This is a genomic window from Nocardioides cavernaquae (assembly GCF_003600895.1).
Lineage (GTDB): Bacteria > Actinomycetota > Actinomycetes > Propionibacteriales > Nocardioidaceae > Nocardioides > Nocardioides cavernaquae.
The window spans coordinates 2,062,829-2,085,560 of sequence record NZ_QYRP01000002.1; the positions used below are offsets into that span (position 1 = coordinate 2,062,829).

21 protein-coding genes are annotated in these 22,732 nt (G+C 68.9%); 13 read left to right on the forward strand and 8 right to left on the reverse strand.

The features are described 5' to 3' along the window. The first annotated feature begins 3 nt into the window (after positions 1–3). Together D4739_RS10040 and D4739_RS10045 are read left to right on the forward strand one after the other, a co-directional pair. Positions 4–855 carry a bifunctional methylenetetrahydrofolate dehydrogenase/methenyltetrahydrofolate cyclohydrolase gene (locus tag D4739_RS10040; RefSeq protein ID WP_120060489.1) on the forward strand — a complete coding sequence of 284 codons (852 nt, stop codon included), beginning with the start codon at positions 4–6 and terminating at the stop codon, positions 853–855. A gap of 1 nt (position 856) precedes the next feature. After that, positions 857–1,285: a DUF3017 domain-containing protein gene (locus tag D4739_RS10045; protein ID WP_120060490.1), complete on the forward strand. Its 429-nt coding sequence runs from the start codon at positions 857–859 to the stop codon at positions 1,283–1,285. Between the two features lie 84 nt (positions 1,286–1,369). On the opposite strand, the gene D4739_RS10050 is transcribed toward D4739_RS10045, so the two are convergent. Together D4739_RS10050 and aqpZ are read right to left on the reverse strand one after the other, a co-directional pair. Then, on the reverse strand, positions 1,370–2,353 hold the full coding sequence (locus tag D4739_RS10050; RefSeq protein WP_120060491.1) for a malate dehydrogenase: 984 nt from the start codon (positions 2,351–2,353) through the stop codon (positions 1,370–1,372). 199 nt (positions 2,354–2,552) lie between these two features. Next, entirely contained in the window at positions 2,553–3,248 is a 696-nt protein-coding gene (gene aqpZ, locus D4739_RS10055; protein WP_238473601.1) for an aquaporin Z, read from the reverse strand. 77 nt (positions 3,249–3,325) lie between these two features. Between aqpZ and D4739_RS10060 the strand changes: the two genes are divergently transcribed. The 5 genes from D4739_RS10060 to D4739_RS10080 all read left to right on the forward strand — a co-directional run bounded on the left by D4739_RS10060 (position 3,326) and on the right by D4739_RS10080 (position 9,215). Continuing rightward, complete coding sequence (locus D4739_RS10060) at positions 3,326–4,147, forward strand: hypothetical protein (RefSeq protein ID WP_120060493.1); 822 nt, start codon at positions 3,326–3,328, stop codon at positions 4,145–4,147. Positions 4,148–4,277: 130 nt separating this feature from the next. Then, a complete protein-coding gene (locus D4739_RS10065; RefSeq protein ID WP_238473602.1) occupies positions 4,278–6,482 on the forward strand; it encodes an NADP-dependent isocitrate dehydrogenase in 2,205 nt (734 codons plus the stop codon). 82 nt (positions 6,483–6,564) lie between these two features. Further along, positions 6,565–7,224 carry a DUF6498-containing protein gene (locus D4739_RS10070; RefSeq protein WP_120060495.1) on the forward strand — a complete coding sequence of 220 codons (660 nt, stop codon included), beginning with the start codon at positions 6,565–6,567 and terminating at the stop codon, positions 7,222–7,224. After that, on the forward strand, positions 7,221–7,898 hold the full coding sequence (locus tag D4739_RS10075) for a DNA alkylation repair protein (RefSeq protein ID WP_120060496.1): 678 nt from the start codon (positions 7,221–7,223) through the stop codon (positions 7,896–7,898). The genes D4739_RS10070 and D4739_RS10075 overlap by 4 nt, the downstream gene beginning before the upstream one ends. 69 nt (positions 7,899–7,967) lie before the next feature. Further along, entirely contained in the window at positions 7,968–9,215 is a 1,248-nt protein-coding gene (locus tag D4739_RS10080; protein ID WP_120060497.1) for an MFS transporter, read from the forward strand. Between the two features lie 5 nt (positions 9,216–9,220). Here the strand turns inward: D4739_RS10080 and D4739_RS10085 are convergent, their stop codons facing one another. Continuing rightward, a complete protein-coding gene (locus tag D4739_RS10085; protein WP_120060498.1) occupies positions 9,221–10,306 on the reverse strand; it encodes a hypothetical protein in 1,086 nt (361 codons plus the stop codon). Between the two features lie 85 nt (positions 10,307–10,391). Here D4739_RS10085 and trpS point away from each other — a divergent pair, with 85 nt between their 5' ends. From trpS to D4739_RS10105, 4 genes are read left to right on the forward strand one after another with little or no spacing between them, the layout of a single operon-like run. Beyond that, positions 10,392–11,438: a tryptophan--tRNA ligase gene (gene trpS, locus D4739_RS10090; RefSeq protein ID WP_120060499.1), complete on the forward strand. Its 1,047-nt coding sequence runs from the start codon at positions 10,392–10,394 to the stop codon at positions 11,436–11,438. A 9-nt stretch (positions 11,439–11,447) separates the two neighbouring features. Then, positions 11,448–11,981, forward strand: a complete 534-nt coding sequence (locus D4739_RS10095) for a 2'-5' RNA ligase family protein (RefSeq protein ID WP_120060500.1) — start codon at positions 11,448–11,450, stop codon at positions 11,979–11,981. Further along, positions 11,974–12,876: a YihY/virulence factor BrkB family protein gene (locus D4739_RS10100; RefSeq protein WP_147384870.1), complete on the forward strand. Its 903-nt coding sequence runs from the start codon at positions 11,974–11,976 to the stop codon at positions 12,874–12,876. The genes D4739_RS10095 and D4739_RS10100 overlap by 8 nt, the downstream gene beginning before the upstream one ends. After that, a complete protein-coding gene (locus D4739_RS10105; protein ID WP_120060502.1) occupies positions 12,876–13,097 on the forward strand; it encodes an SCO4848 family membrane protein in 222 nt (73 codons plus the stop codon). The genes D4739_RS10100 and D4739_RS10105 overlap by 1 nt, the downstream gene beginning before the upstream one ends. 69 nt (positions 13,098–13,166) lie before the next feature. Here the strand turns inward: D4739_RS10105 and D4739_RS10110 are convergent, their stop codons facing one another. From D4739_RS10110 to D4739_RS10130, 5 genes are all read right to left on the reverse strand, one after another. Further along, the gene (locus D4739_RS10110; RefSeq protein WP_120061845.1) at positions 13,167–13,910 is read right to left on the reverse strand and encodes a succinate dehydrogenase/fumarate reductase iron-sulfur subunit; all 744 of its coding nucleotides are present in this window, start codon (positions 13,908–13,910) and stop codon (positions 13,167–13,169) included. Positions 13,911–13,918: 8 nt separating this feature from the next. Continuing rightward, on the reverse strand, positions 13,919–15,982 hold the full coding sequence (locus D4739_RS10115; RefSeq protein ID WP_120060503.1) for a fumarate reductase/succinate dehydrogenase flavoprotein subunit: 2,064 nt from the start codon (positions 15,980–15,982) through the stop codon (positions 13,919–13,921). A 13-nt stretch (positions 15,983–15,995) separates the two neighbouring features. Next, entirely contained in the window at positions 15,996–16,697 is a 702-nt protein-coding gene (locus D4739_RS10120; protein WP_120061846.1) for a succinate dehydrogenase cytochrome b subunit, read from the reverse strand. Between the two features lie 160 nt (positions 16,698–16,857). Beyond that, complete coding sequence (locus D4739_RS10125) at positions 16,858–17,928, reverse strand: glycosyltransferase (protein WP_120060504.1); 1,071 nt, start codon at positions 17,926–17,928, stop codon at positions 16,858–16,860. A gap of 129 nt (positions 17,929–18,057) precedes the next feature. Continuing rightward, the gene (locus D4739_RS10130; protein WP_147384871.1) at positions 18,058–18,489 is read right to left on the reverse strand and encodes a hypothetical protein; all 432 of its coding nucleotides are present in this window, start codon (positions 18,487–18,489) and stop codon (positions 18,058–18,060) included. Between the two features lie 161 nt (positions 18,490–18,650). Between D4739_RS10130 and D4739_RS10135 the strand changes: the two genes are divergently transcribed. Together D4739_RS10135 and scpA are read left to right on the forward strand one after the other, a co-directional pair. Then, positions 18,651–20,399: a methylmalonyl-CoA mutase family protein gene (locus D4739_RS10135; RefSeq protein WP_120060506.1), complete on the forward strand. Its 1,749-nt coding sequence runs from the start codon at positions 18,651–18,653 to the stop codon at positions 20,397–20,399. Then, positions 20,396–22,552, forward strand: a complete 2,157-nt coding sequence (gene scpA / locus D4739_RS10140) for a methylmalonyl-CoA mutase (RefSeq protein ID WP_120060507.1) — start codon at positions 20,396–20,398, stop codon at positions 22,550–22,552. The genes D4739_RS10135 and scpA overlap by 4 nt, the downstream gene beginning before the upstream one ends. Positions 22,553–22,732 lie beyond the last annotated feature (180 nt).

Consider the following 22,732-nt stretch of genomic DNA (forward strand, 5'->3'; position numbering starts at 1 on the left):
CGCGTGACTGCACAGAAGCTGGACGGCAACGCCACCTCCGCGGCGATCAAGGACGAGCTGAAGGTCCGGATCGCCGCTCTCCGCGAGAAGGGCGTCGTGCCCGGACTCGGCACGGTCCTGGTCGGCGACGACCCGGGCTCGCGGTGGTACGTCAACGGCAAGCACAAGGACTGCGCCGAGGTCGGCATCAACTCGATCCGCGTGGACCTGCCGGAGACCGCGTCGCAGGAGGAGATCGAGGAGGCTGTCCGCACCCTCAACGAGGACCCTGCGTGCACCGGCTACATCGTGCAGCTCCCGCTCCCGCGCGGCCGTGACGAGAACCGTGTCCTCGGCCTGATCGACCCGTCGAAGGACGCCGACGGCCTGCACCCGACGAACCTGGGCTGGCTGGTGCTCGGCACCGAGGCACCGCTGCCCTGCACCCCCTACGGCATCGTCGAGCTGCTCCGCCGCCACGACGTCCCGATCGCCGGCGCCGAGGTGGTCGTCGTCGGTCGCGGTGTGACCGTGGGTCGCCCGCTGGGCCTGCTGCTCACCCGCCGCTCGGAGAACGCCACCGTCACGCTGTGCCACACCGGCACCGTCGACCTCGCCGCCCACGTCCGCAAGGCCGACATCGTCGTGGCGGCCGCCGGTGTGCCCGGCATCATCACCGCCGACATGGTCAAGCCCGGCGCTGCCGTCCTCGACGTGGGTGTGTCCCGGGTCGAGGGCAAGGTCACCGGCGACGTCGCCGCCGACGTGTGGGACGTGGCCGGATGGGTCTCGCCCAACCCCGGTGGTGTCGGCCCGATGACCCGCGCCATGCTCCTCGCCAACGTCGTCTCGATCGCCGAGAGCAAGCTGGCCTGACGTGGTCGACGACGCCGAGCAGCCGGTCGAGCCGGTCGACCCCGAGCTGGGGGAGACCGAGCTGGGGGAGACCGAGCCCGGCGAGGTCGACGAGCGCGAGCACGCGCTGCTCGAGGGCCGTGCCCCGTTGCCCCCGCTGCGCGATGTCGCCCGGCTCAAGCAGCCCTCGACACTCGGTGGTGCGATCTATCTCGTGGTCCTGGTGCTCGCCATCGTTGGCGTTGTCATTGCTGCGACAGGTGCATGGCGCCAGGGCGTCAGCTGGCTCGGCGCCTCGATGATCGCAGCCGCGGTGTCCCGCGTGATCCTGCCTGAGGAGAACGCCGGCATGCTGCACGTGCGGCCCAAGCTACTCGACGTACTCACCCTGGCGGGAGCGGGCGGGCTCCTGCTCTTCCTCGCGGCGACCATCCCCAACCAGCCCCACTGATCTCGAGATAGTCCCTAACGAAAAGCGCCCCGGATCCGAGATCCGAGGCGCTTTTCGTTAGGGACTACCGGGGGAGCAACAGCCTCAGATCAGGCCGAGCTCCGTGACGGCCTGACGCTCCTCGGCGAGCTCCGCCGTGGACGCGTCGATCTTCGCGCGCGAGAAGTCGTCGATCTCGAGACCCTGGACGATGCTCCAGTCGCCGTTGGACGTGGTGACCGGGAAGGACGAGATGAGGCCCTCCGGGACGCCGTAGGAACCGTCGGAGACGACGGCCATGGAGACCCAGTCGTCGGCCGGGGTGCCGTTGAGCCAGTCGCGGGCAGCGTTGCAGGTCGCCGACGCGGCGGAGGCAGCCGAGGAGGCGCCACGGGCGTCAATGATCGCCGCGCCACGCTTGGCGACGGTCGGGATGAAGTAGTCCTCGACCCAGGCCTGGTCGTTGATGACCTCGGCGGCGTTCTTGCCGGCGATCTCCGCGTGGAAGAGGTCGGGGTACTGCGTGGCCGAGTGGTTGCCCCAGATCGTCATCTTCTTGATCTCGGTGACGGGGGTGCCGGTCTTGGCAGCCAGCTGCGAGATCGCGCGGTTGTGGTCCAGACGCGTCAGCGCCGAGAACCGCTCACGCGGGATGTCGGGAGCGTTGGTCATCGCGATCAGCGCATTGGTGTTGGCCGGGTTGCCGGTGACACCGATGCGCACGTCGTCAGCGGCGACGGCGTTGAGGGCCTTGCCCTGCGCGGTGAAGATCGCGCCGTTGGCGGACAGCAGGTCGCCACGCTCCATGCCCGGGCCGCGCGGACGCGCGCCGACGAGGAGGGCGAGGTTGACGCCGTCGAAGATCTCGTTCGGGTCGGAGCCGATCTTGACGCCGGCGAGACCCGGGAACGCGCAGTCGTCGAGCTCCATGACGACGCCCTCCAGCGCCTTCAGGGCGGGCTCGATCTCGAGCAGGCGGAGCTCGATCGGACGGTCGCCGAGCGCGCCGCTCGCGAGACGGAAGAGAAGGCTGTAGCCGATCTGGCCGGCGGCGCCGGTGACGGCCACCTTGAGGGGAGTGCTGCTCACGACATCTCCTGGAGAGGGTCGGACAAGGACTTGCCCGACGCTAGCAGCGTGGAGCGCTGTGAGGGAGTGAGTCCGTCTGCCGATGCGCGAGCCGATGTGTACGCCGCGTGCGCGGCGCCCGCGAATGCCAGGAGGCCCCGACGGTGTCGGGGCCTCCTGGTGCTGCCTGCCGGTCGCCCGGCAGTCGTGCGTGTGGAGCTCAGTCCTCGCGGCCACCGATGAAGTGGTGCGTGAAGCCGGCAACGGCAGCGCCGACGACCGGAGCGAGGATGAACGCCCACACCTGGGTCAGGGCGTCCCCGCCGGCGAACCAGGCGACTCCGAGCGAGCGGGCCGGGTTCACGGAGGTGTTGGAGACCGGGATGCTGACCAGGTGGATCAGGGTCAGCGACAGGCCGATCGCCAGGCCGGCGAAGCCGGGAACCGCTGCCTTGGCGCTGGCGCCGAGGATCACGTAGAGGAAGACGGCGGTCAGGACGGCCTCGACCACGAGCACGGCGAGGAGGGAGTAGCCGTCGGGTGACCGGTCGGCGTACCCGTTGGAGGCGAAGCCGTTGTCCAGGGTGAAGCCGTCCTTGCCCGAGGCGACGACGTAGAGGACGGCGGCGGCGATGGTCGCGCCGACGACCTGTGCGATCGCGTAGCCGGGGACCTCGCTCCACGAGAAGCGCCGGGCGCTGGCCAGGCCCACGGTCACGGCCGGGTTGAAGTGACCGCCCGAGATGTGGCCGAACGCGTAGGCGCCGGCGATGACTGTGAGGCCGAACGCGAGGGCGACGCCGATGAAGCCGACGTGCTCGCCGGCGAGGACGGCCGTGCCACAGCCGCCGAAGACAAGGATGAACGTGCCGAGCGCCTCGGCGCTGAGCTTCTGGGTCGTGCTGGGTGTGGACAAGCGAATCCTCCGAGAAAAGAGTTGGGTTGACCTACACGCACACGCTAGAGCCCAAGCAGGCATGACATCCTGACGACATGCGCGCTGCTCTGGGGTTCGGTCGCCTGGCTCTCGTCCTGTCCGTCCCGTTCGCTCTTGCCGGATGTGTCGGCGAGCCGCCGAAGACCGAGCCGGCCGGTGTCGACGAAGTCCCCAGGCCGACGGCATCCACGGACGAGCACTCGCTCGACCCGAGTGACTTCGTGAAGCGGATCGACAATCCGTGGCTTCCCCTCGAGCCCGGTCGCTCCTGGACCTACAGGTCGGTCTCCTCGGACGGCCCGCAGCAGATCACGGTCACGGTGCTCGAGGAGACCAAGGACATCGACGGCGTGACGGCGACCGTCGTGCACGACGTCGTGACCGGACCGCGGGGCAAGGTCCTCGAGGACACCTACGACTGGTACGCCCAGGACAAGAAGGGCAACGTCTGGTACCTCGGCGAGGCCACCACGGAGTACGACGGCAAGTCGTCGTCGACTGCGGGCTCCTGGCAGGCGGGCGTGGACGGTGCCCGCGCGGGGATCGCCATGCTGGCCAGGCCGCGGGTCGGTGACGGCTACAAGCAGGAGTTCCTGAAGGGGGAGGCCGAGGACCAGGCCCAGGTGATCGAGCTCGACGCGGAGGTCGTCGGGCCGGCAGGCAGCTGGGTGGACGAGGTCCTGGTCACGAAGGACACGACGCCGCTGGAGCCTGACCTGGTCGAGCACAAGTTCTACGTGCAGGGCATCGGCGTCGTGCGGGAGCTGACTGTCGAGGGCGGCGACGAGGAAGTCGAGCTGGTGAAGTTCACGGTGCCTGCCGGCGAGACGCCGAGCCCGACGCCCAGCCCGACATCGAGCGCCTCAACCGGCTCCTGAACGACCCCTCGCGCTCGCGCGTGCCCTCGGGCAGGATGGGCCACGGGTCGAGCACGGCCCGGCTGGCCAACAGGCCTGAGATATCTTGATGTCGAGACATCACCCACAGTCTGCAACAAGAGGAGCCCCGGTGACGGACGCTGGCAAGACCCGGATCATCTACACGCACACGGACGAGGCGCCCCTGCTGGCGACGTACTCCTTCCTGCCGATCGTCCAGGCGTACGCCGGCAAGGCCGGCGTTGCGATGGAGACCCGCGACATCTCTGTCGCATCGCGCATCCTGGCGCAGTTCGGCCTGGCGGACGACGCGCTGGCCGAGCTCGGTGCCCTGGCCAAGACCCCGGCCGCCAACATCGTCAAGCTCCCCAACGTCTCCGCCTCGATCCCGCAGCTGAAGGCGGCCATCGCCGAGCTGCAGGCCAAGGGCTACGCGGTCCCCGACCTCCCCGAGTCCGCCGACTCGGAGGAGGACAAGGCGATCCTCGCCAAGTTCGACAAGGTGAAGGGCTCCGCGGTCAACCCGGTCCTGCGCGAGGGCAACTCCGACCGCCGCGCGCCGCTCTCGGTGAAGAACTACGCCAAGAAGCACCCCCACACCAACAAGCCGTTCACCGAGGGCTCGAAGACCAACGTCGCCACCATGGGTGAGCACGACTTCAAGGCCAACGAGAAGTCCGTGACCCTCGCCGCCGACGACACCCTGTCGATCGTGCTCGAGACCGCCAATGGCGAGACGAAGACCCTGCTCGAGGGCCTCAAGGTCCTCGCGGGCGAGATCATCGACTCCACCAAGATGGAGGCGGCCTACCTCGACGAGTTCCTCGTCAACGCGCTGGCGAAGGCCAAGGCCGAGGACGTCCTGTTCTCCGTCCACCTCAAGGCCACGATGATGAAGGTCTCCGACCCGATCATCTTCGGCCACGTCGTGAAGGCCTTCTTCAAGGACGTCTTCGCTCAGTACGGCGACGACCTGGCCGCCGCCGGTCTCTCGGCCAACGACGGCCTCGGTGCGATCCTCGCCGGCCTGGGCGAGCTGCCCAACGGTGCGGAGATCAAGGCTGCCTTCGAGGCCGGCCTGGCAGGTGGCCCGCGCCTGTCCTACACGAACTCCGACAAGGGCATCACCAACCTGCACGTCCCGTCCGACGTCATCGTCGACGCGTCGATGCCGGCCCTGGTCCGCAACGGCGGCCGCCTGTGGGGCGTCGACGGCGGCGAGGACGACACCCTCGCGGTGATCCCCGACTCGTCGTACGCCGGTGTCTACCAGGCCGTCCTCGACGACGTGAAGAAGCACGGCCCGCTCGACCCGGCCACGATCGGCACGGTCCCCAACGTCGGCCTCATGGCGCAGGCCGCGGAGGAATACGGCTCCCACAACAAGACCTTCGAGATCGCCCAGGCCGGCACCGTGCGGATCCTCGGCTCCGACGGCACCGTCCTGATCGAGCACGACGTCGAGGTCGGCGACATCTGGCGCGCGTGCCAGACCAAGGACATCCCGGTCCAGGACTGGGTGAAGCTGGCTGTCACCCGCGCCCGCGCCTCGGCCACGCCCGCGATCTTCTGGCTGGACGAGACCCGTGCGCACGACGCCGAGATCATCAAGAAGGTCACCACCTACCTGGCCGACCACGACACCGACGGCCTGAAGATCGAGATCCTGGCGCCGTCGCTCGCGTGCTCCTACTCCCTCGCGCGCCTGCGCAAGGGTGAGGACACCATCTCGGTGACCGGCAACGTGCTGCGTGACTACAACACCGACCTGTTCCCGATCCTCGAGCTCGGCACGTCGGCCAAGATGCTGTCGGTCGTCCCGCTGATCGCGGGCGGTGGCCTCTTCGAGACCGGCGCCGGTGGCTCCGCGCCGAAGCACGTCGAGCAGCTCGTCAACGAGGACTACCTGCGCTGGGACTCGCTCGGCGAGTTCTTCGCGCTGGTGCCCTCCTTCGAGAAGTACGCCGAGCAGGCCGGTGTCCCGGCCGCCCAGGTGCTCGCCGACACCCTCGACCGCGCCACCGGCACCTTCCTCGACGAGGACCGTTCGCCGGGCCGCAAGCTGGGCACGATCGACAACCGTGGCTCGCACTTCTACGTCGCCCTCTACTGGGCCGAGGAGCTGGCCGCGCAGACCGACGACGCCGAGCTCGCTGCCGCCTTCGCCCCGCTGGCGAAGACGCTGCGTGAGAACGAGGCGACGATCGTCGAGGAGCTGCTGGCCGTGCAGGGCAAGCCCGCCGACATCGGTGGCTACTACCTGCCCGACCCGGAGAAGACCGCTGCGGTCATGCGTCCCTCCGCGACGCTGAACGCCGCCGTCGACTCTCTCTGAGTCAAGTGCCGCAACGGCGCCCGGGTCCCCCAGGGGCCCGGGCGCCGGGCATTTCGCCGCCCTTTCCGGATACGGTCCGGGCATGAACGTGGTCTGGCGGATTCTCGGGTTCCAGCTCCTCGCGCAGGTCGGGGCGCGTCTGCCCGCCCGCTACGCGCGACTGGTGACGGTCGCCCTGCTCGTGGTCTCCAACCTGGTGCCGCTGGTCGGCGCCGCGATGGGGTGGATGAGCCTCGGCGACGTCTTCGCCGTCTACTGGCTCGAGAACGTGATCGTCTGGATCTTCTCGACGATCCGGATCGCGACGGCGAAGGGACCGACGAGCCCGCTCGCCTCGGCGGCGTTCTTCTGCTTCCACTACGGCATATTCACTGTCGTCCACGGTGTCTTCACGATCGTCATGATCGCGATGACGGGCAGTGGATTCGTCCACTACCGCTCGTGGCTGATCGCAGGGGCTGCACTCTTCGTGAGCCACCTGCTGTCCCTGGTGATCCACTGGTTCGGCCGCGGCGAGCGCCTGGTGACGACGCCCCGTCAGGCGATGTTCTGGCCGTACCCGCGCATGCTCGTGCTGCACGTCGCCATCATCGGCAGCTTCTTCCTCCTGCTGCGCGGCCTTGCGGAGGACGGCACTGCCGACGAGGTCCTGCCCGTCTTCCTGCTGGTCGGGCTCAAGCTGACGATCGACATCGTGCTGCACGTGCGCGAGCGGGTCCGGGCAGCAGGCGGCACGGTGTGACCCCGGCTGACCTGGTCGCGGCGGTGCGGGGCTCGCTCGTCGCCGCTGCGGACCCGTCGCTGGCACCGGCCCAGCAGGCCTACATGAAGTCCGCGATGCCGTTCCTCGGTGTGCGTGGCCCCGAGGTGCGCCGGCTGACGCGCGCGGCAGTGCGGGAGGTCGGCGTACGGGACGGGGGAGCGCTGCTCGTCGCATCGCGCGAGCTCTGGGACAACGCCACCCACCGCGAGGAGAGGTACGCCGCGAGCGAGCTGCTGTCGCTCGGCGCGCTGAAGGGCGACTGGTCGCTGGTGCCCCACCTCGAGCACATCGCGCGCACCGGGGCATGGTGGGACCACGTCGACGGCGTCTCGCGCCGGGTGGCAGACCTGCACGACGCGCATCCCGAGGCGACAGCCGCGCTCGTGCGGACCTGGTCGCTGGACGACGACTTCTGGCTGCGGCGACTCGCGATCATCTCCCAGCTGGGCCGCGGTGACCGCACCGACCGGGACCTGCTGGCCGAGGTGATCGGGCCCAGCCTGACCGACCGCGAGTTCTTCCTGCGCAAGGCGATCGGGTGGTCGCTCCGCGACCTGGCGAAGACCGATCCCGACTGGGTGCTGGCCTACGTGGGAGCGCACGAGCTGAGCCCGCTGAGCCGTCGCGAGGCGTTGAAGCACATCGCCGGCTGAGGGCGGGCGTTATCGAGGTGTGACCGAACATGAGGAATGCCTCGGGCATTCGCTCGGTTGGGGCAGACGATGACTGCCACAAGCACGAACACCAGTGATGCCGCTCCGGTCGACCCCGGGGCGGCACCCGTGTACACGGACCAACGCCAGCGCCACACCGGGCTGGCGATCCTCGCGCTCGCGATGGGCGGCTTCACGATCGGGACGACGGAGTTCCTGACGATGGGGGTGCTGCCGGAGATCGCGCGCGGCGTCTCCGTCTCGGTGCCGGCCGCCGGCCACGTGATCTCGGCGTACGCGATCGGGGTGGTGGTCGGCGTGCCGATCCTCGCCTTCTTCGGTGCGGCGCTGCCGCGGCGCGGCGCGCTGATCGGCCTCATGGGCGCGTACGCCGCGTTCAACGTGCTCAGCGCAGCAGCCCCGAACTACGAGGTGCTGACGATCGCCCGGTTCCTCGACGGACTGCCGCACGGCGCCTTCTTCGGCATCGCCAGTCTCGTCGCCGCGGGCCTGGTCGCACCCGAGAGGCGGGGCCGCGCGGTCGCGGCGGTCATGCTCGGGCTGAGCGTCGCCAACGTCCTCGGAGTGCCCGCCGCCACCTGGCTCGGGCAGCACGCGGGCTGGCGCGCGTCGTACCTCCTCAGTGCTGTCCTCGGTCTCGCCGCCGTTGCGATGATCCTCGCCTTCGTGCCGTCGGTCCCGGGCAACAGCGAGGCGAGCGGCCGACGTGAGGCGCGCGCGTTCTTCGGCAACATGCAGGTGTGGCTGACGATGGCCGTCGGTGCGGTCGGCTTCGGCGGGCTCTTCGCGGTCTACTCCTACGTCGCGAAGACCGTCACCGACGTCGGCGGTCTGGACCGCGGCACGGTCCCGGTCTTCGTGCTGGCCCTCGGCCTCGGCATGGTCGTCGGCACCTGGATCGCCGGCGAGCTCGCGGCGTGGTCGGTCTTCCGGTCCTTGATCGCCTCGTCCGTCGGCGGAGCGGTGATCATGGCCGTCTACTGGTTCGCCGCGCCCCACGGCTGGCTGCTGTGGCCCGTCGCGTTCGCGGTCACGGCGATCGGCTCGATCCTGGTGATCAACCTGCAGCTGCGGTTGATGGACGTCGCTGGCGATGCCGTCACCCTCGGTGCCGCGATGAACCACGCCGCGCTCAACACGGCCAACGCGCTCGGTGCCTGGCTCGGCGGATCGGTCATCGCAGCGGGCTACGGCTACCGCTCGCCGGCACTCGTCGGCATCGTGCTCTCGCTCGTGGGCCTGGTGATCCTGCTGGTTTCTGCCCGGCTCCACGTGCGCGGGCGCGCGACCGCCTGAACCCTTCAGCCCTCGGGGAAACGCAGGGGCACGTCCGTCCAGGTCCTGCCGTCGGCCGACTCGGTGACCTTCGGCGACATGCTGTAGAGCCTGCCACCGCTGGCACGGAGCTCGTTGCGGTCGACCTCCGAGCGGTCGTCGGTGTCGGCCAGGGAGACCAGCGTCCCGCCATCCCCGTCGAACGGGGCGATCAGCACCCGGTCGCCGACGAGGCCGAGGATCCACGCATCCTCGAACGGCGGATCGAACGACGTGACGGTCCACATCTTCTCGCCGGCGGAGCGGGTGATCCAGCCAGCCGTCTGCTGCTTCTCGTCGACGAGGGGCACGAGCGTGCGGTCCTGGTCGACGACGAGCCGGGCGGCGTCGATGTCGAGTCCCGGGGGCAGCTCGATCGCCTTGCGCTCCCACGTCGTTCCGCCGTCAGTGGAGTGGAGCAGCACCGGCTTGCGGACGGTGCCGGAGATCGAGGTGATCGCGCCGCTGCCGTCGAGCGCGGTGGGCATCATGCCGCCGAGCGGGTCCTCCTCGGCGACGGGTAGCGGCGCGAAGGTGTGCTCGGTGGGACGGTAGGCCAGGCCGCCGTGGCCGCCGAGGACCAGGTCGCCCGCGAGGACGCGACGGGGGTGCCCGAGGGTCGGCGTCCTGGTGATGACCTCGCCGTCCTCCGACACCAGTCGTGGGTTCGCGAAATCGCCGGCGTCGGGGCCCGCGACGAGGAACCCGCCGTCGTACGCCGCGGGCGGGGCGGGCAGGAACGTGCCCGCCGACTGTGATCCGGTCAGCGTCCCGTCGGGCGCGAACGCGATCCACGCCGAAGCGGTGCGCTCGCCCTCCATCCCCGCGACGCTCCAGGCCAGCAGCGTCGCGCCGCTCGGAGTGCGAACGATGCTCTCTGGTGGGCCTCCGACCTTCGCCAGCGCCAGCGCGTCGTCCTCGCCGATGCCGTCGACGACGTCGGTCACCTCATCCTGGTCGGCCTTCTGCACCCACGGGGCGGCTCCGGCGGGGACGTCGGAGCCGGTGTCGCACGCGCTTGCGCTCAGCGGCAGCAGCAGGACGAGCAACGCTGGAGCAAGCTGGACACTCATGGGACCTCCGGGGGATGTGGCGCCAGCATCTCAGTGGCCCCGGCCCGAGGCCAGCAAGCCCGGCCCTCCTGACAGAATGGACCGTATGTCCAGCACCGAAACCACGACCGCACCAGTCGGCGCGGCCCGTCCCCGGGTGCTCTCGGGGATCCAGCCGACCGCCGACTCGTTCCACTTCGGCAACTACCTCGGTGCGCTGCGGCAGTGGGTGGACCTCCAGGACGAGCACACCCCGTTCTTCTTCATCGCCGACCAACACGCGATCACGGTCGAGCAGGACCCGAAGGTGCTCCGCGAGCGCTGTCTGCGCGCGGCCGCCCAGCTGCTGGCCATGGGCATCGACCCGTCGCGCTCGGCGATCTTCATCCAGAGCCACGTGCCCGCGCACGCGCAACTCGGCTGGGTGCTGAACTGCATCACCGGCTTCGGCGAGGCGCGCCGCATGACCCAGTTCAAGGACAAGTCCGCGAAGCAGGGGGAGGGGCACGCCAGCGTCGGCCTGTTCACCTACCCGATCCTGCAGGCCGCCGACATCCTGCTGTACCGCCCGGCGTACGTGCCGGTGGGCGAGGACCAGCGCCAGCACCTCGAGCTGACCCGCGACCTCGCGCAGCGGTTCAACAGCCGCTACAAGAAGACCTTCCGCGTCCCGGAGCCCTACATCCTCAAGGAGACCGCGAAGATCCTCGATCTCCAGGTGCCGACCGCGAAGATGTCCAAGTCCGCGTCCTCCCCGAGCGGCATCATCGACCTGCTGGACGACCCGAAGGTGAGCGCGAAGAAGATCCGCTCCGCGGTCACCGACTCCGACACGGACGTGCGGTTCGACCGTGAGGAGAAGGCCGGCATCTCCAACCTGCTGACGATCTACAGCGCGCTCACCGGCACCACGATCGAGGCACTCGAGGAGAAGTACGCCGGGCGCGGCTACGGCGACTTCAAGGGCGACCTGGCCGAGGTCGTGGTCGAGTTCGTGACCCCGTTCCGCAACCGCACGCTCGAGCTCCTCGAGGACCGCGACACGCTGCTCGGCGTACTCGGTGACGGCGCGGCGCAGGCCAACGCGGTGGCGGAGGCGACGCTGCGCGACGTCTACGACCGGGTCGGCTTCGTCCCGCCGATCTCCCGCTAGGGTCGCTGCATGCCCACCATCGGTGTGTCGATCGCCCTCCCGGAGCCCTGGGCCAGCCAGCTCCAGGAGTACCGCACGTCGATCGGCGACCTCACCGCCGCGAAGATCCCCACGCACATCACGCTCGTGCCTCCGACCGAGGTGAGCGACGAGGAACTGGTGGCGATCGAGGACCATCTGGCCGTGGTCTGCGCAGATTTTGCCGCCTTCCGCATCCACTTGCGCAGCACGGGTACTTTCCGGCCGGTGTCACCTGTCGTCTTCGTCAATGTCGTCGAGGGCATCTCCCAGTGCGAGCAGCTCGCCGCCATCGTGCGCCGTGGGCCCCTGACCGGCGACCCGGAGTTCCCGTACCACCCCCACGTCACCATCGGTCACCACCTCGACGACGCTGCGCTCGACCGCGCGTTCAACGAGCTGGCCACCTTCGACGGCAGCTTCATCGTCAACGACTTCCATCTCTACCTGCACGACGAGGAAGCGGGCTGGCGCATCGACCGGTCGTTCCCGCTGGTGCCGGTGCCGATCGGTGCGGGTGCCTGAATCGATGGCGGGGGTCAAGGAGCGGCTGACCGGGGCCATCGCCACCGCCCGGGAGCGTGTGCCGGTCCTCGACCACACGATCCGCACCGTCGGGCACTACAGCTCGGTCAACGGGAGCCTGCAGGCCGCGGGCGTCACCTACGCGGCGTTCCTGTCGTTCTTCCCGATCCTCGCGCTCGGCTTCGCTGTCGTCGGGTACGCCGCACGGTGGCTGCCGGACGGGGCGGATGCCGAGGCCAACCTCGTTGCGGCGATCAAGAGCGTCTTTCCGGGCTTGATCGGCGACGGTCCGAACGAGATCAGCCTGGACACCTTCCGGTCGGCCGCTCCCGCCATCCTCTCGATCGGCCTGCCGCTGGCGGTGTGGTCCGGCCTCGGGTGGCTCTCCAGCATGCGCACCGCGCTGCTCGAGGTCTTCGCGCTGCCATCCGATGCGCAGCCCAACTGGCTCTTCGGCAAGCTCCGCGACGTGACCGCGCTGGTTGCGCTCGGCGGCACGCTCTTCCTCGCCGTGGCTGTGTCCGGCGTGGTCGGCGCGCTCTCGGAGCGGATCCTCGGCCTCGTCGACCTTGAGGAGTTCGACTGGGTCCTGGCCTCGCTCGTGCCGCTGGTCGGCATCGCGGCCAACGCGGTGCTCTTCTTCGCGATGTACCAGCTGCTGGCCCGCCCGCAGCTGCCCCGGCGGTCGCTCTGGGCCGCAGCTGCGATCGGAGCTGTCGGCTTCGAGGTGCTCAAGCAGCTCTCGGCGTACCTGCTGAAGTCGACCGCGCAGCAGCCCGCATTCCAGGCCTTCGGTATCGCGCTGGTGCTGTTGGTCTGGATCAACTACTTCACCCAGCTGGTGCTCTACACCGCCGCCTGGGCCCAGACGTCCGACGATCGGAAGAGTGACTGATGCAGTTCGAGAAGAAGCACGCCCGCCTGCTCCTCGGAGTCGCCCTCTGGATGGTCATCACCTGGAGCATGTTCATCAAGAACCTGTCGGCGGCGTACTTCGATGGTGAGGTCCGCCCCGCCGGCTACTGGGTCGCGCACTCGATCCTGATCGTGGTGAACCTGGTCATCGCCGCCATCCTCGGCTCGCTCGGCTGGAAGGCCCACAAAGCCACCCGCTGACGACCGAAATGCAGAACGGCGCCGCGCCCACGAGGGGAGCGGCGCCGTCCGGCGTACTGCTGGTGTGGCTCAGTAACCCTGCGCCATCGCGGTGCGGAGGTCCTTGTTGAGCCGGGAGATCACGTCGAGCGGGATCTCCTTGGGGCACGCGGAGGCGCACTCACCGATGTTGGTGCAGCCGCCGAAGCCCTCGGCGTCGTGCTGGCCGACCATGGAGACGACACGGGTGTCGCGCTCCGGCTGGCCCTGCGGCAGCGAGCCCAGGTGGGTGATCTTCGCGCCGAGGAACAGCGAGGCCGAGCCGTTGGGGCAGGCCGCGACGCACGCGCCACAACCGATGCAGGTCGCGACGTCGAAGGCCAGGTCGGCCAGCGCCTTCTCGACCGGGGCGGCGTGGGCGTCGGGAGCGGAGCCCGTGTTGGCGGAGATGAAACCGCCGTTCTGGATCATCCGGTCGAACGCCGAGCGGTCGACGACGAGGTCCTTCACGACCGGGAACGGGTCCGCACGCCACGGCTCCACCGTGATGTCGTCGCCGTCCTTGAAGGAACGCATGTGCAGCTGGCAGGTCGTGGTGACTTCGGGGCCGTGCGCCTGACCGTTGATCATCAGGCCACACATGCCGCAGATGCCTTCGCGACAGTCGCTGTCGAACGCGATCGGCTCCTCGCCGGCCTCGTTCAGCTGCTCGTTCAGGACATCGAGCATCTCCAGGAAGCTCATGTCCTCGCTGATGCCCTCGAGCTTGTAGCGGTGCATCGCGCCCTTGTCGGATGCGGATGCCTGACGCCAGATGTTGAGGGTGAGGTTCATCGTCGCGCTCACTTGTAGCTCCGCTGCTTCATCTCGATGGCCGTGTAGATCAGGTCTTCCTTGTGCAGGACAGGCTTGCCCATCGCCTCGGGGGTGTCACCACCGGTGAACTCCCAGGCCGCGACGTACGCGAACTCCTCGTCGATGCGAAGAGCCTCGCCGTCCTCGGTCTGCGACTCGGCACGGAAGTGACCACCGCAGGATTCGCGACGGTTCAGCGCGTCGATGCACATCAGCTCGCCCAGCTCGATGAAGTCGATCGTGCGACCGGCCTTCTCGAGGGACTGGTTGAGCGTGTCAGCGGTGCCGAGCACCTTCAGGTTGGTCCAGAACTCGTTCTTCAGCTCCTGGATCAGGCCGATGGCCTTCTTCAGGCCGTCAACGGTCCGCTCCATGCCGCAGTACTCCCACATGATGTGGCCGAGCTCCTTGTGGAAGGAGTCCGCGGAGCGCTCGCCGCCGATGGAGAGGAACTTCTCGATGCGGTCCTCGACCGAGGTGCGGGCCTCGACGACCGCCGGGTGGTCCTCGCTGATCTTCTCGAACGGCGCGTCCGCGAGGTACTCGCGGATGGTGTTCGGAAGGACGAAGTAGCCGTCGGCCAGGCCCTGCATCAGCGCCGAGGCGCCGAGGCGGTTGGCGCCGTGGTCGGAGAAGTTGGCCTCACCCGAGCAGAACAGGCCGGTGATGTTGGTCTGCAGGTGGTAGTCCACCCACAGGCCGCCCATCACGTAGTGAACGGCCGGGTAGATGCGCATCGGCGTCTCGTAGGGGTTCTCGCCCGTGATCCGCGCGTACATGTCGAAGAGGTTGCCGTACTTGGTCTCGACCGCGTGCTGGCCGAGGCGTTCGATGGCGTCGGCGAAGTCGAGGTAGACACCGCGACGGGCCATCACCTCGTTGCCGTCGGCGTCCTTCTCCTTGACCAGGGGACCGACACCGCGACCCTCGTCGCACATGTTCTTGGCCTGACGCGACGCGATGTCGCGGGGGACCAGGTTTCCGAACGAGGGGTAGATCCGCTCCAGGTAGTAGTCGCGGTCCTCCTCGGGGATGTCGCGCGCGTCCTTGCCGCAGTCCTCGGCGTTCTTCGGGACCCAGATGCGACCGTCGTTGCGCAGCGACTCCGACATCAGGGTCAGCTTCGACTGGTGGTCGCCGGTGACCGGGATGCAGGTCGGGTGGATCTGCGTGTAGCAGGGGTTGGCCATGTAGGCGCCCTTGCGGTGCGCACGCCACGCGGCGGTGACGTTGGAACCCATCGCGTTGGTGGAGAGGAAGAAGACGTTGCCGTAGCCACCGGTGGCGAGTACGACGACGTCGGCCAGGTGGGTCTGGATCTCGCCGGTGACGAGGTCGCGGGCGATGATGCCGCGGGCCTTGTCGTCAACGATGACGACTTCGAGCATCTCGTGGCGGGTGAACTGCTCGACCGTGCCGGCCGCGACCTGGCGCTCCATGGCCTGGTAGGCGCCGATCAGCAGCTGCTGACCCGTCTGGCCACGCGCGTAGAACGTGCGGGAGACCTGCACACCACCGAAGGAACGGTTGTCCAGCAGACCGCCGTACTCGCGGGCGAAGGGGACACCCTGCGCGACGCACTGGTCGATGATGTTGGCCGACACCTCAGCGAGGCGGTAGACGTTCGACTCGCGCGAGCGGTAGTCGCCGCCCTTGACGGTGTCGTAGAAGAGGCGCTCGGTGGAGTCGCCGTCCTCCTTGTAGTTCTTGGCGGCGTTGATGCCACCCTGCGCGGCGATCGAGTGCGCACGACGCGGCGAGTCCTGGTAGCAGAAGGACTTCACGTTGTAGCCGGCCTCGCCGAGCGTGGCGGCTGCGGCGCCGCCAGCCAGACCGGTGCCGACGATGATCACGTCGAGCTTGCGGCGGTTGGCCGGGTTGACCAGGCGGTTCTCGAACTTGCGGCGCTGCCAGCGGGTGTTGATCGGGCCGGTCGGGGCCAGCGGGTCGACCAGCGGCGTACCGAGCGTGTAGTAGCCGGCGGCGTCGTCAGTGACCTGGACCGAAGCGGTGTTGGTCGGGACGTTGCCCGACGGGTCAGGGGTACCCATGTTCAGAAATCCCTTACTTCTCGACGATGCCGAAGAGGACGGACAGCGGGACGAGCGCGAAGCCACCAGCGATGACGATCGCGACCAGCAGGCCGGCGTCCTTGGCACGGGCGCGCGAGCGGGCGGAGTTGGTGAAGCCCAGCGTCTGGCAGGCGCTCCACACGCCGTGCAGCAGGTGCATGGCGAGGGCGAACAGCGCGGCCAGGTAGATCAGCGTGATCCACCAGGTCTCGAAGTTGTCGACGACGAGGTTGTAGGGGTCGTTGGTCGCACCACCGGTGGGGTTGACCTTGCCGACGGTGAAGTTGATGAGGTGCCAGATGATGAAGAGGAACAGTGCCACGCCGCCCCAGCGCATCGTGCGCGAGGCGAGCGAGGAGCCCTTGTTCTTCTTCACGACGTACTTCGTCGTCCGCGCCTTCTGCGCACGCCGGGTCAGCGCGACGGCAGCACCCACGTGGGCCACGACCGCGAGGATCAGCACGACGCGGATCACCCACAGCAGGCCCTCGTGCGGAAGCATCGGCTCGCCGATGGTCCGCAGGTGGTGCGCGTAGTCGTTGAACGCGTCGTGACCGGCGAACACCTTGGTGTTGCCGTACATGTGGGCGAGCAGGTAGCCGATGAAGATCAGGCCACTCACTGCCATGAGCATCTTGAGAGCGATGGTCGAGTGCGTCGACCGGCTGCCAGTTACGAGAGTCGGGTTTGCCACGGGGGTCACCGTACCGCCACCCGCAGGGGTGATGCGTGGATCCACGATGTGACATATCCCCGGTTACCAACCGGTTGGGAACTTCCGGGGATCTCGACTCGTCGTACCCTCTTCGGTTCTCACAACCTCACAGCAATTCTGCTGTCGGTCGTGGCCGAAGTCAGGCTGCCGGGATCGCCTTGCCCTGCTGGGCTCTGGCCAGGTGGAGCTCGAGAAGCTCGGTGGCCGCAACGGTCCAGTCGCGGGTTTCGGACAGCTCACGGGCCCTGACGCCGAGGCGCGTGCGGAGCTCCGGATCGGCGAGCAGGTGCGACACGGCCCTGCGCAGCGCCTTCGGCTCGCTCGGGTCGTAGAGGAGTCCGGTCTCGCCGTCGCGGACGATGCCCGGGCTGCCTCCTGCGTTGGGGGCAACGACGGGTACGCCGCTGGCCAGGGCCGCGCGCACGAGGTGTCCGCACGTCTCGATCTCGCTGGGCTGCACGAGGAAGTCGAGGCTGGCCAGCGCAGTGGCGAGCTCGCCGCTCGCGAGGGCTCCGGTGAACTTGGCGTCGGTGACCTGGTTCTCCAGCCAGGTCCGCTGCGGGCCCTCGCCGATGACGACCAGCCGCCCGCCGGGCACGCGCGCGGCATCGACCAGGCGGCGTACGCCGTGACGGCGGCGCAGCTCGCCGGCATGGCCGACCACGATCCGCGCGCCGCCCTTGGAGCGGGCCTTGGCGTAGCTGTCGTGCAGGTAGGCGTCGCGCAGGGCGGGGGTGAACGCGCGGGCATCGACGCCGGGTTCCCAGACCTCGGCGTCGGCGACACCGAGGTCGGCGACCCGCTGCTTCATCCAGGGCGCCGTGACGACGAGGCGGTCAGCGCGCGCACCCACCGTGCGGCTCCACACCTCGGCATCCAGGGTCGCGACAGGGGAGGCCTGGACGACGAGCGTCGGTACGTCGAGCCGGCGGGCGTGCTTGAGCGCCTTCCGGCCGATCTTCGCGGGGGAGACGCTGATCAGTGACTCCGCGCCGAAGTTGAGAAGGGCTTCGCGCACCTGGGCTCCGCGGCCCTCGAGGAGCGTGATGCGGGCGACCGTTGCGCCGCGGTAGTCAGCCAGCCCGGGGGCCGGCGCGAGCAGGAGGACGTCGTGGCCGGCGTCGATCAGGTGGTCCAGGACGGCCTTGACCGTGCGGGTGTCGGTGTCGACAGCCGGGTAGAAGGCCTCGGAGCTGATGGCGATCCTCATGCTTCGAGGTTGCTCGCCCAAGGTGTCCGTTTCGGGCAGTTCGCATGGAGTGAGGGTGAACGAAGTCCGTGACCCCACCCACGTCGACACGGCGCAACTTCGGTGTCGACACGGCGCAAGGTTGGCGTCTCAGGCGGGTCGGGGAGCATCGATCGTGCGTGCCGGGATCTCGCCGCGGCGTACGGCGTCAGCGATCTCGTGGATCTTCATCGCCGACCCGCGCCACTCGCCTGCATCGATCTCGGTCCAGGCGCGCCACCCGCGGCGGAGCTCGACATGCCAATGGCGGCCGAACACCACTCGCCCAAGCACTGCAAACGGCATGAGGACGAGCAGGAGAACGACCTCGAAGGCAGCAAAGAAGATCACCAGGACGATCGGAGCGACCAGGAAGAGCACGAAGACCACGGCGAAGAAGATCAGGCTTAGCCCGAAGTCATCGCCACCGACGTCGGTGGGGAGCTCGAGCCCGATGTCGTCCTTGTTCCGGACGCTGCGACGCCAGGGCAGCCAGCGCCTGCTCACGCGCCAGGTCTGCCCGTCCGGATCCCTGACCTTCATGGCCACACCGTAGGCGGCGAGCGAAATGCCCTCGTCGATCCGAACAAAGAGCCGTGTCGGCACCGAGGTTGCGCCGTGTCGACGTCCGCATGGACGTACTAAGGGTTGGGAAAAGTCACATGGTGTGGCAGGGGAGGCGGATGCTCCCTATTGTTCGCAACATGACTGGCCCTACCACGGACCGTCTTGCACTCGCTTCTGCCGAGGACCAGCACACCGCCGCTGATTGGGAAAAGATCACCGCGGGCGTGCTGCGCAAGTCGGGTCGCCTCACGGATTCCGACCCCGACGACGCTGTCTGGACGAAGCTTGCTCGCACGACGCTCGACGGCATCTCCGTCGCACCGATCGGCACGCTCTCCGACCTCGACGGTCTGGCGACCGCCGGACGTCCCACCCGCGAGGGCGACTGGGACATCCGTGCGCAGTTCGACGGACCCGACGCGAAGGCGGTCAACGCTGCGGCGCTGATGGACCTCGCCAACGGGGTGAACTCGCTCTGGCTCCAGCTCGGCAACGGCTTCGGGCCCGCTGACCTCGAGACGGTCCTGGCCGGTGTCCTCCTCGACATCGCACCGGTCACCCTCGACGCAGGGGCCGACGCCGTCGCTGCCGCGCAGGCGCTGGCCGCCCTCCTCCCGGAGAACGCCAGCCCGGCCACCAACCTTGGCGCGGACCCGTTCGGCACCCAGGTCCGCGGGGGTGCCGCCAGCCTCGACGACCTCGTCACCGTCGCGAAGCTCGCGCAGGAGAAGAACGTGCTCGGCGTCGTCGTGGATGGCACCGCGGTCCACGACCTCGGCGCCTCCGACGGCCAGGAGCTCGGCTACAGCCTCGCCGTCGGCGCGGCGTACCTCCGCGCGCTGACCGAAGCCGGCCTCACCGTCGAGGAGGCCGCCGGTCTCCTCGAGTTCCGCTACGCCGCGACCCCGGAGCAGTTCCCGACGATCGCGAAGTTCCGCGCCGCGCGCCGGCTCTGGGTCCGCGTCCTCGAGCTCTCCGGCCTGGCCGGTGGAGCGCAGCTGCAGCACGCGGTCACCAGCCGTCCGGTCATGACCAAGTACGACCCGTGGGTGAACATGCTCCGCGTCACCGTGGGTGCATTCGCCGCCGGTGTCGGTGGCGCAGAGTCGGTCACCGTCCTGCCGTTCGACTCGACCGCAGGGATCTCCGACGCGTTCGGTCGCCGGATCGCCCGCAACACCTCGAGCCTGCTGATCTCCGAGGCGCACGTCGCCAAGGTGGTCGACCCGGCCGGTGGCTCCTATGCGGTCGAGAAGCTCACTGACGACATCGCCAAGGTCGCCTGGGCCGAGTTCGGCCGTATCGAAGAGGCCGGCGGCATCGCCGCAGCGCTGGCCGACGGCAGCCTCCAGGCCCGCATCGACGAGGTCGTCGCGGTCCGCGAGAAGCAGATCGCTCAGCGCAAGCGCCCGATCACCGGCATCAGCGAGTTCCCTAACCTCGGCGAGACGCTCCCCGAGCGTCCGGCCAGCCCGGCCGCCGACAAGGTCCGTCGCTACGGCGCCAGCTTCGAGGCGCTGCGTGACGAGCCCGTCGCGAGCACGGTCTTCCTGGCCACGATGGGCCCGGTCGCTGCGCACACCGCGCGCGCCACGTTCGCGACCAACCTGCTCGCCGCCGGCGGCATCGCCGTCGACGTCGCAGGTGCGACCGCCAACGCCGACGAGCTCATCAGGGCCTACCAGGGCCAGAAGGTCGTCTGCCTCGCCGGCACCGACGCCGTGTACGCCGAGTGGGCACCCGCCGCGATCGACGCGCTCCGCGCTGCCGGCGCGGCGTACGTGATCCTGGCTGGCAAGCCCGGTGACCTCGCTGTCGACGACTCCGCCGCAATGGGCCTCGATGCCCTTGCGTTCCTCAACAAGACAAGGGAGGCGCTGGCATGAGCATCCCCAGCAGCTTCGCCGGCCTGCCCCTCGAGGGCGGCACCCCGAGCGGCCCGTCGACCAGCGCAGGCGAGGCCTGGCCGAGCCCCGAGGGCATCCCGGTCCTCCCGGTCTACGGCCCCGAGCACCTCGAAGGCCTCGACGCCCTCGACACCTGGCCCGGCCTCTCGCCGTTCCTCAGGGGCCCGTACCCGACGATGTACACCACGCAGCCGTGGACCGTCCGTCAGTACGCCGGGTTCTCGACCGCCGAGGAGTCCAACGCGTTCTACCGCCGCAACCTCGCAGCCGGCCAGAAGGGTCTGAGTGTCGCGTTCGACCTGGCGACCCACCGCGGCTACGACTCCGACCACCCGCGCGTGCGCGGTGACGTCGGCATGGCCGGTGTCGCGATCGACTCGATCTACGACACCCGCACGCTCTTCGACGGCATCCCGCTGGACACGATGAGCGTCTCGATGACCATGAACGGCGCGGTGCTGCCGGTCCTGGCCCTCTACATCGCGGCTGCTGAGGAGCAGGGCGTCGCGCCGGAGAAGCTGACCGGCACGATCCAGAACGACATCCTCAAGGAGTTCATGGTCCGCAACACCTACATCTACCCGCCCGCCGGGTCGATGCGGATCATCTCCGACATCTTCGCGTTCACCGCGCAGAAGATGCCGCGCTTCAACTCGATCTCGATCTCCGGCTACCACATGCAGGAGGCCGGGGCCACGAACGACCTCGAGCTCGCCTACACGCTGGCCGACGGTGTCGAGTACATCCGCGCGGGCCTCGCCGCCGGCATGGACATCGACTCGTTCGCCCCGCGCCTGTCGTTCTTCTGGGCCATCGGCATGAACTTCTACATGGAGGTCGCCAAGATGCGCGCCGCGCGCGCTCTCTGGGCCCGCCTCGTGCGCGAGTTCAACCCGCAGAACCCCAAGTCGCTGTCGCTGCGCACCCACAGCCAGACGAGTGGCTGGAGCCTCACCGCGCAGGACGTCTTCAACAACGTCGGCCGCACCGCGATCGAGGCGATGGCCGCGACCCAGGGTCACACCCAGTCGCTGCACACCAACGCGCTTGACGAGGCCATCGCGCTGCCGACGGACTTCTCTGCCCGCATCGCGCGCAACACCCAGCTGATGCTCCAGCAGGAGTCGGGCACCACGCAGATCATCGACCCGTGGGCCGGTTCCTACTACGTCGAGAAGCTGACGCACGACATCGCCGAGCGCGCCTGGGCCCACATCCAGGAGGCCGAGGCAGCCGGCGGCATGGCGAAGGCGATCGAGCAGGGCATCCCCAAGATGCGCATCGAGGAAGCCGCCGCCCGCACGCAGGCCCGCATCGACTCGGGTCAGCAGAAGGTCATCGGCGTCAACACCTACCGCCTGCCGGTCGAGGACAAGCTCGACGTCCTCAAGGTCGACAACAACGACGTCTACAAGCAGCAGGTCGCGAAGCTCGAGCGCTTGCGCGCCGAGCGCAACGACGAGGACGTACGCCGCACGCTCGACGCCCTCACGGCCGCCGCCGCAGCCGGGTCCTCGACGGACCTTGACCAGAACCTGCTCAAGCTGGCCGTCGACGCCGCGCGCGCCAAGGCCACGGTCGGCGAAATCTCCGACGCGGTCGAGAAGGTCTACGGCCGCCACCAGGCCGTGATCCGTACGATCTCGGGTGTGTACCGCAACGAGGTCGGCAACGACGACGCAGCAGCCGCCGTGCTTGCCGCGACCGAGAAGTTCGAGGAAGAAGAGGGCCGCCGCCCCCGCATCCTCGTCGCCAAGATGGGCCAGGACGGCCACGACCGCGGCCAGAAGGTCGTCGTTTCGGCCTTCGCCGACCTCGGCTTCAACGTTGACGTGGGCCCGCTCTTCTCCACGCCGGAGGAGGTCGCCCAGCAGGCGGTCGACGCCGACGTGCACATCGTGGGCGTCTCCTCGCTGGCGGCCGGTCACCTGACCCTGCTGCCCGCACTGAAGACCGCGCTCGAGGAGCTCGGCCGGCCGGACATCATGGTCGTCATCGGTGGCGTCATCCCGCCCGACGACGTCCCGACGCTGAAGGAGATGGGCGCCGCGGCGGTCTTCCTCCCCGGCACGGTCATCGCCGAGTCCGCGATCGAGCTGCTCGAGAAGCTGTCGGCGGACCTCGGTCACTGATTCACGGCGTACGACGGGCGGTCACCCTTGCGGGTGGCCGCCCGTCAGCGCATTTCGACGCGAAGGGCCATCTCCGACGTCAACGCCCACCGACACGCCGCGCCAGCAGCGTGTCGCGGCTACCCGTCGTCGCAGGTGGTCGTGTCGCCGTGCCATCCGACTAGATTTCAGCTGACCTCC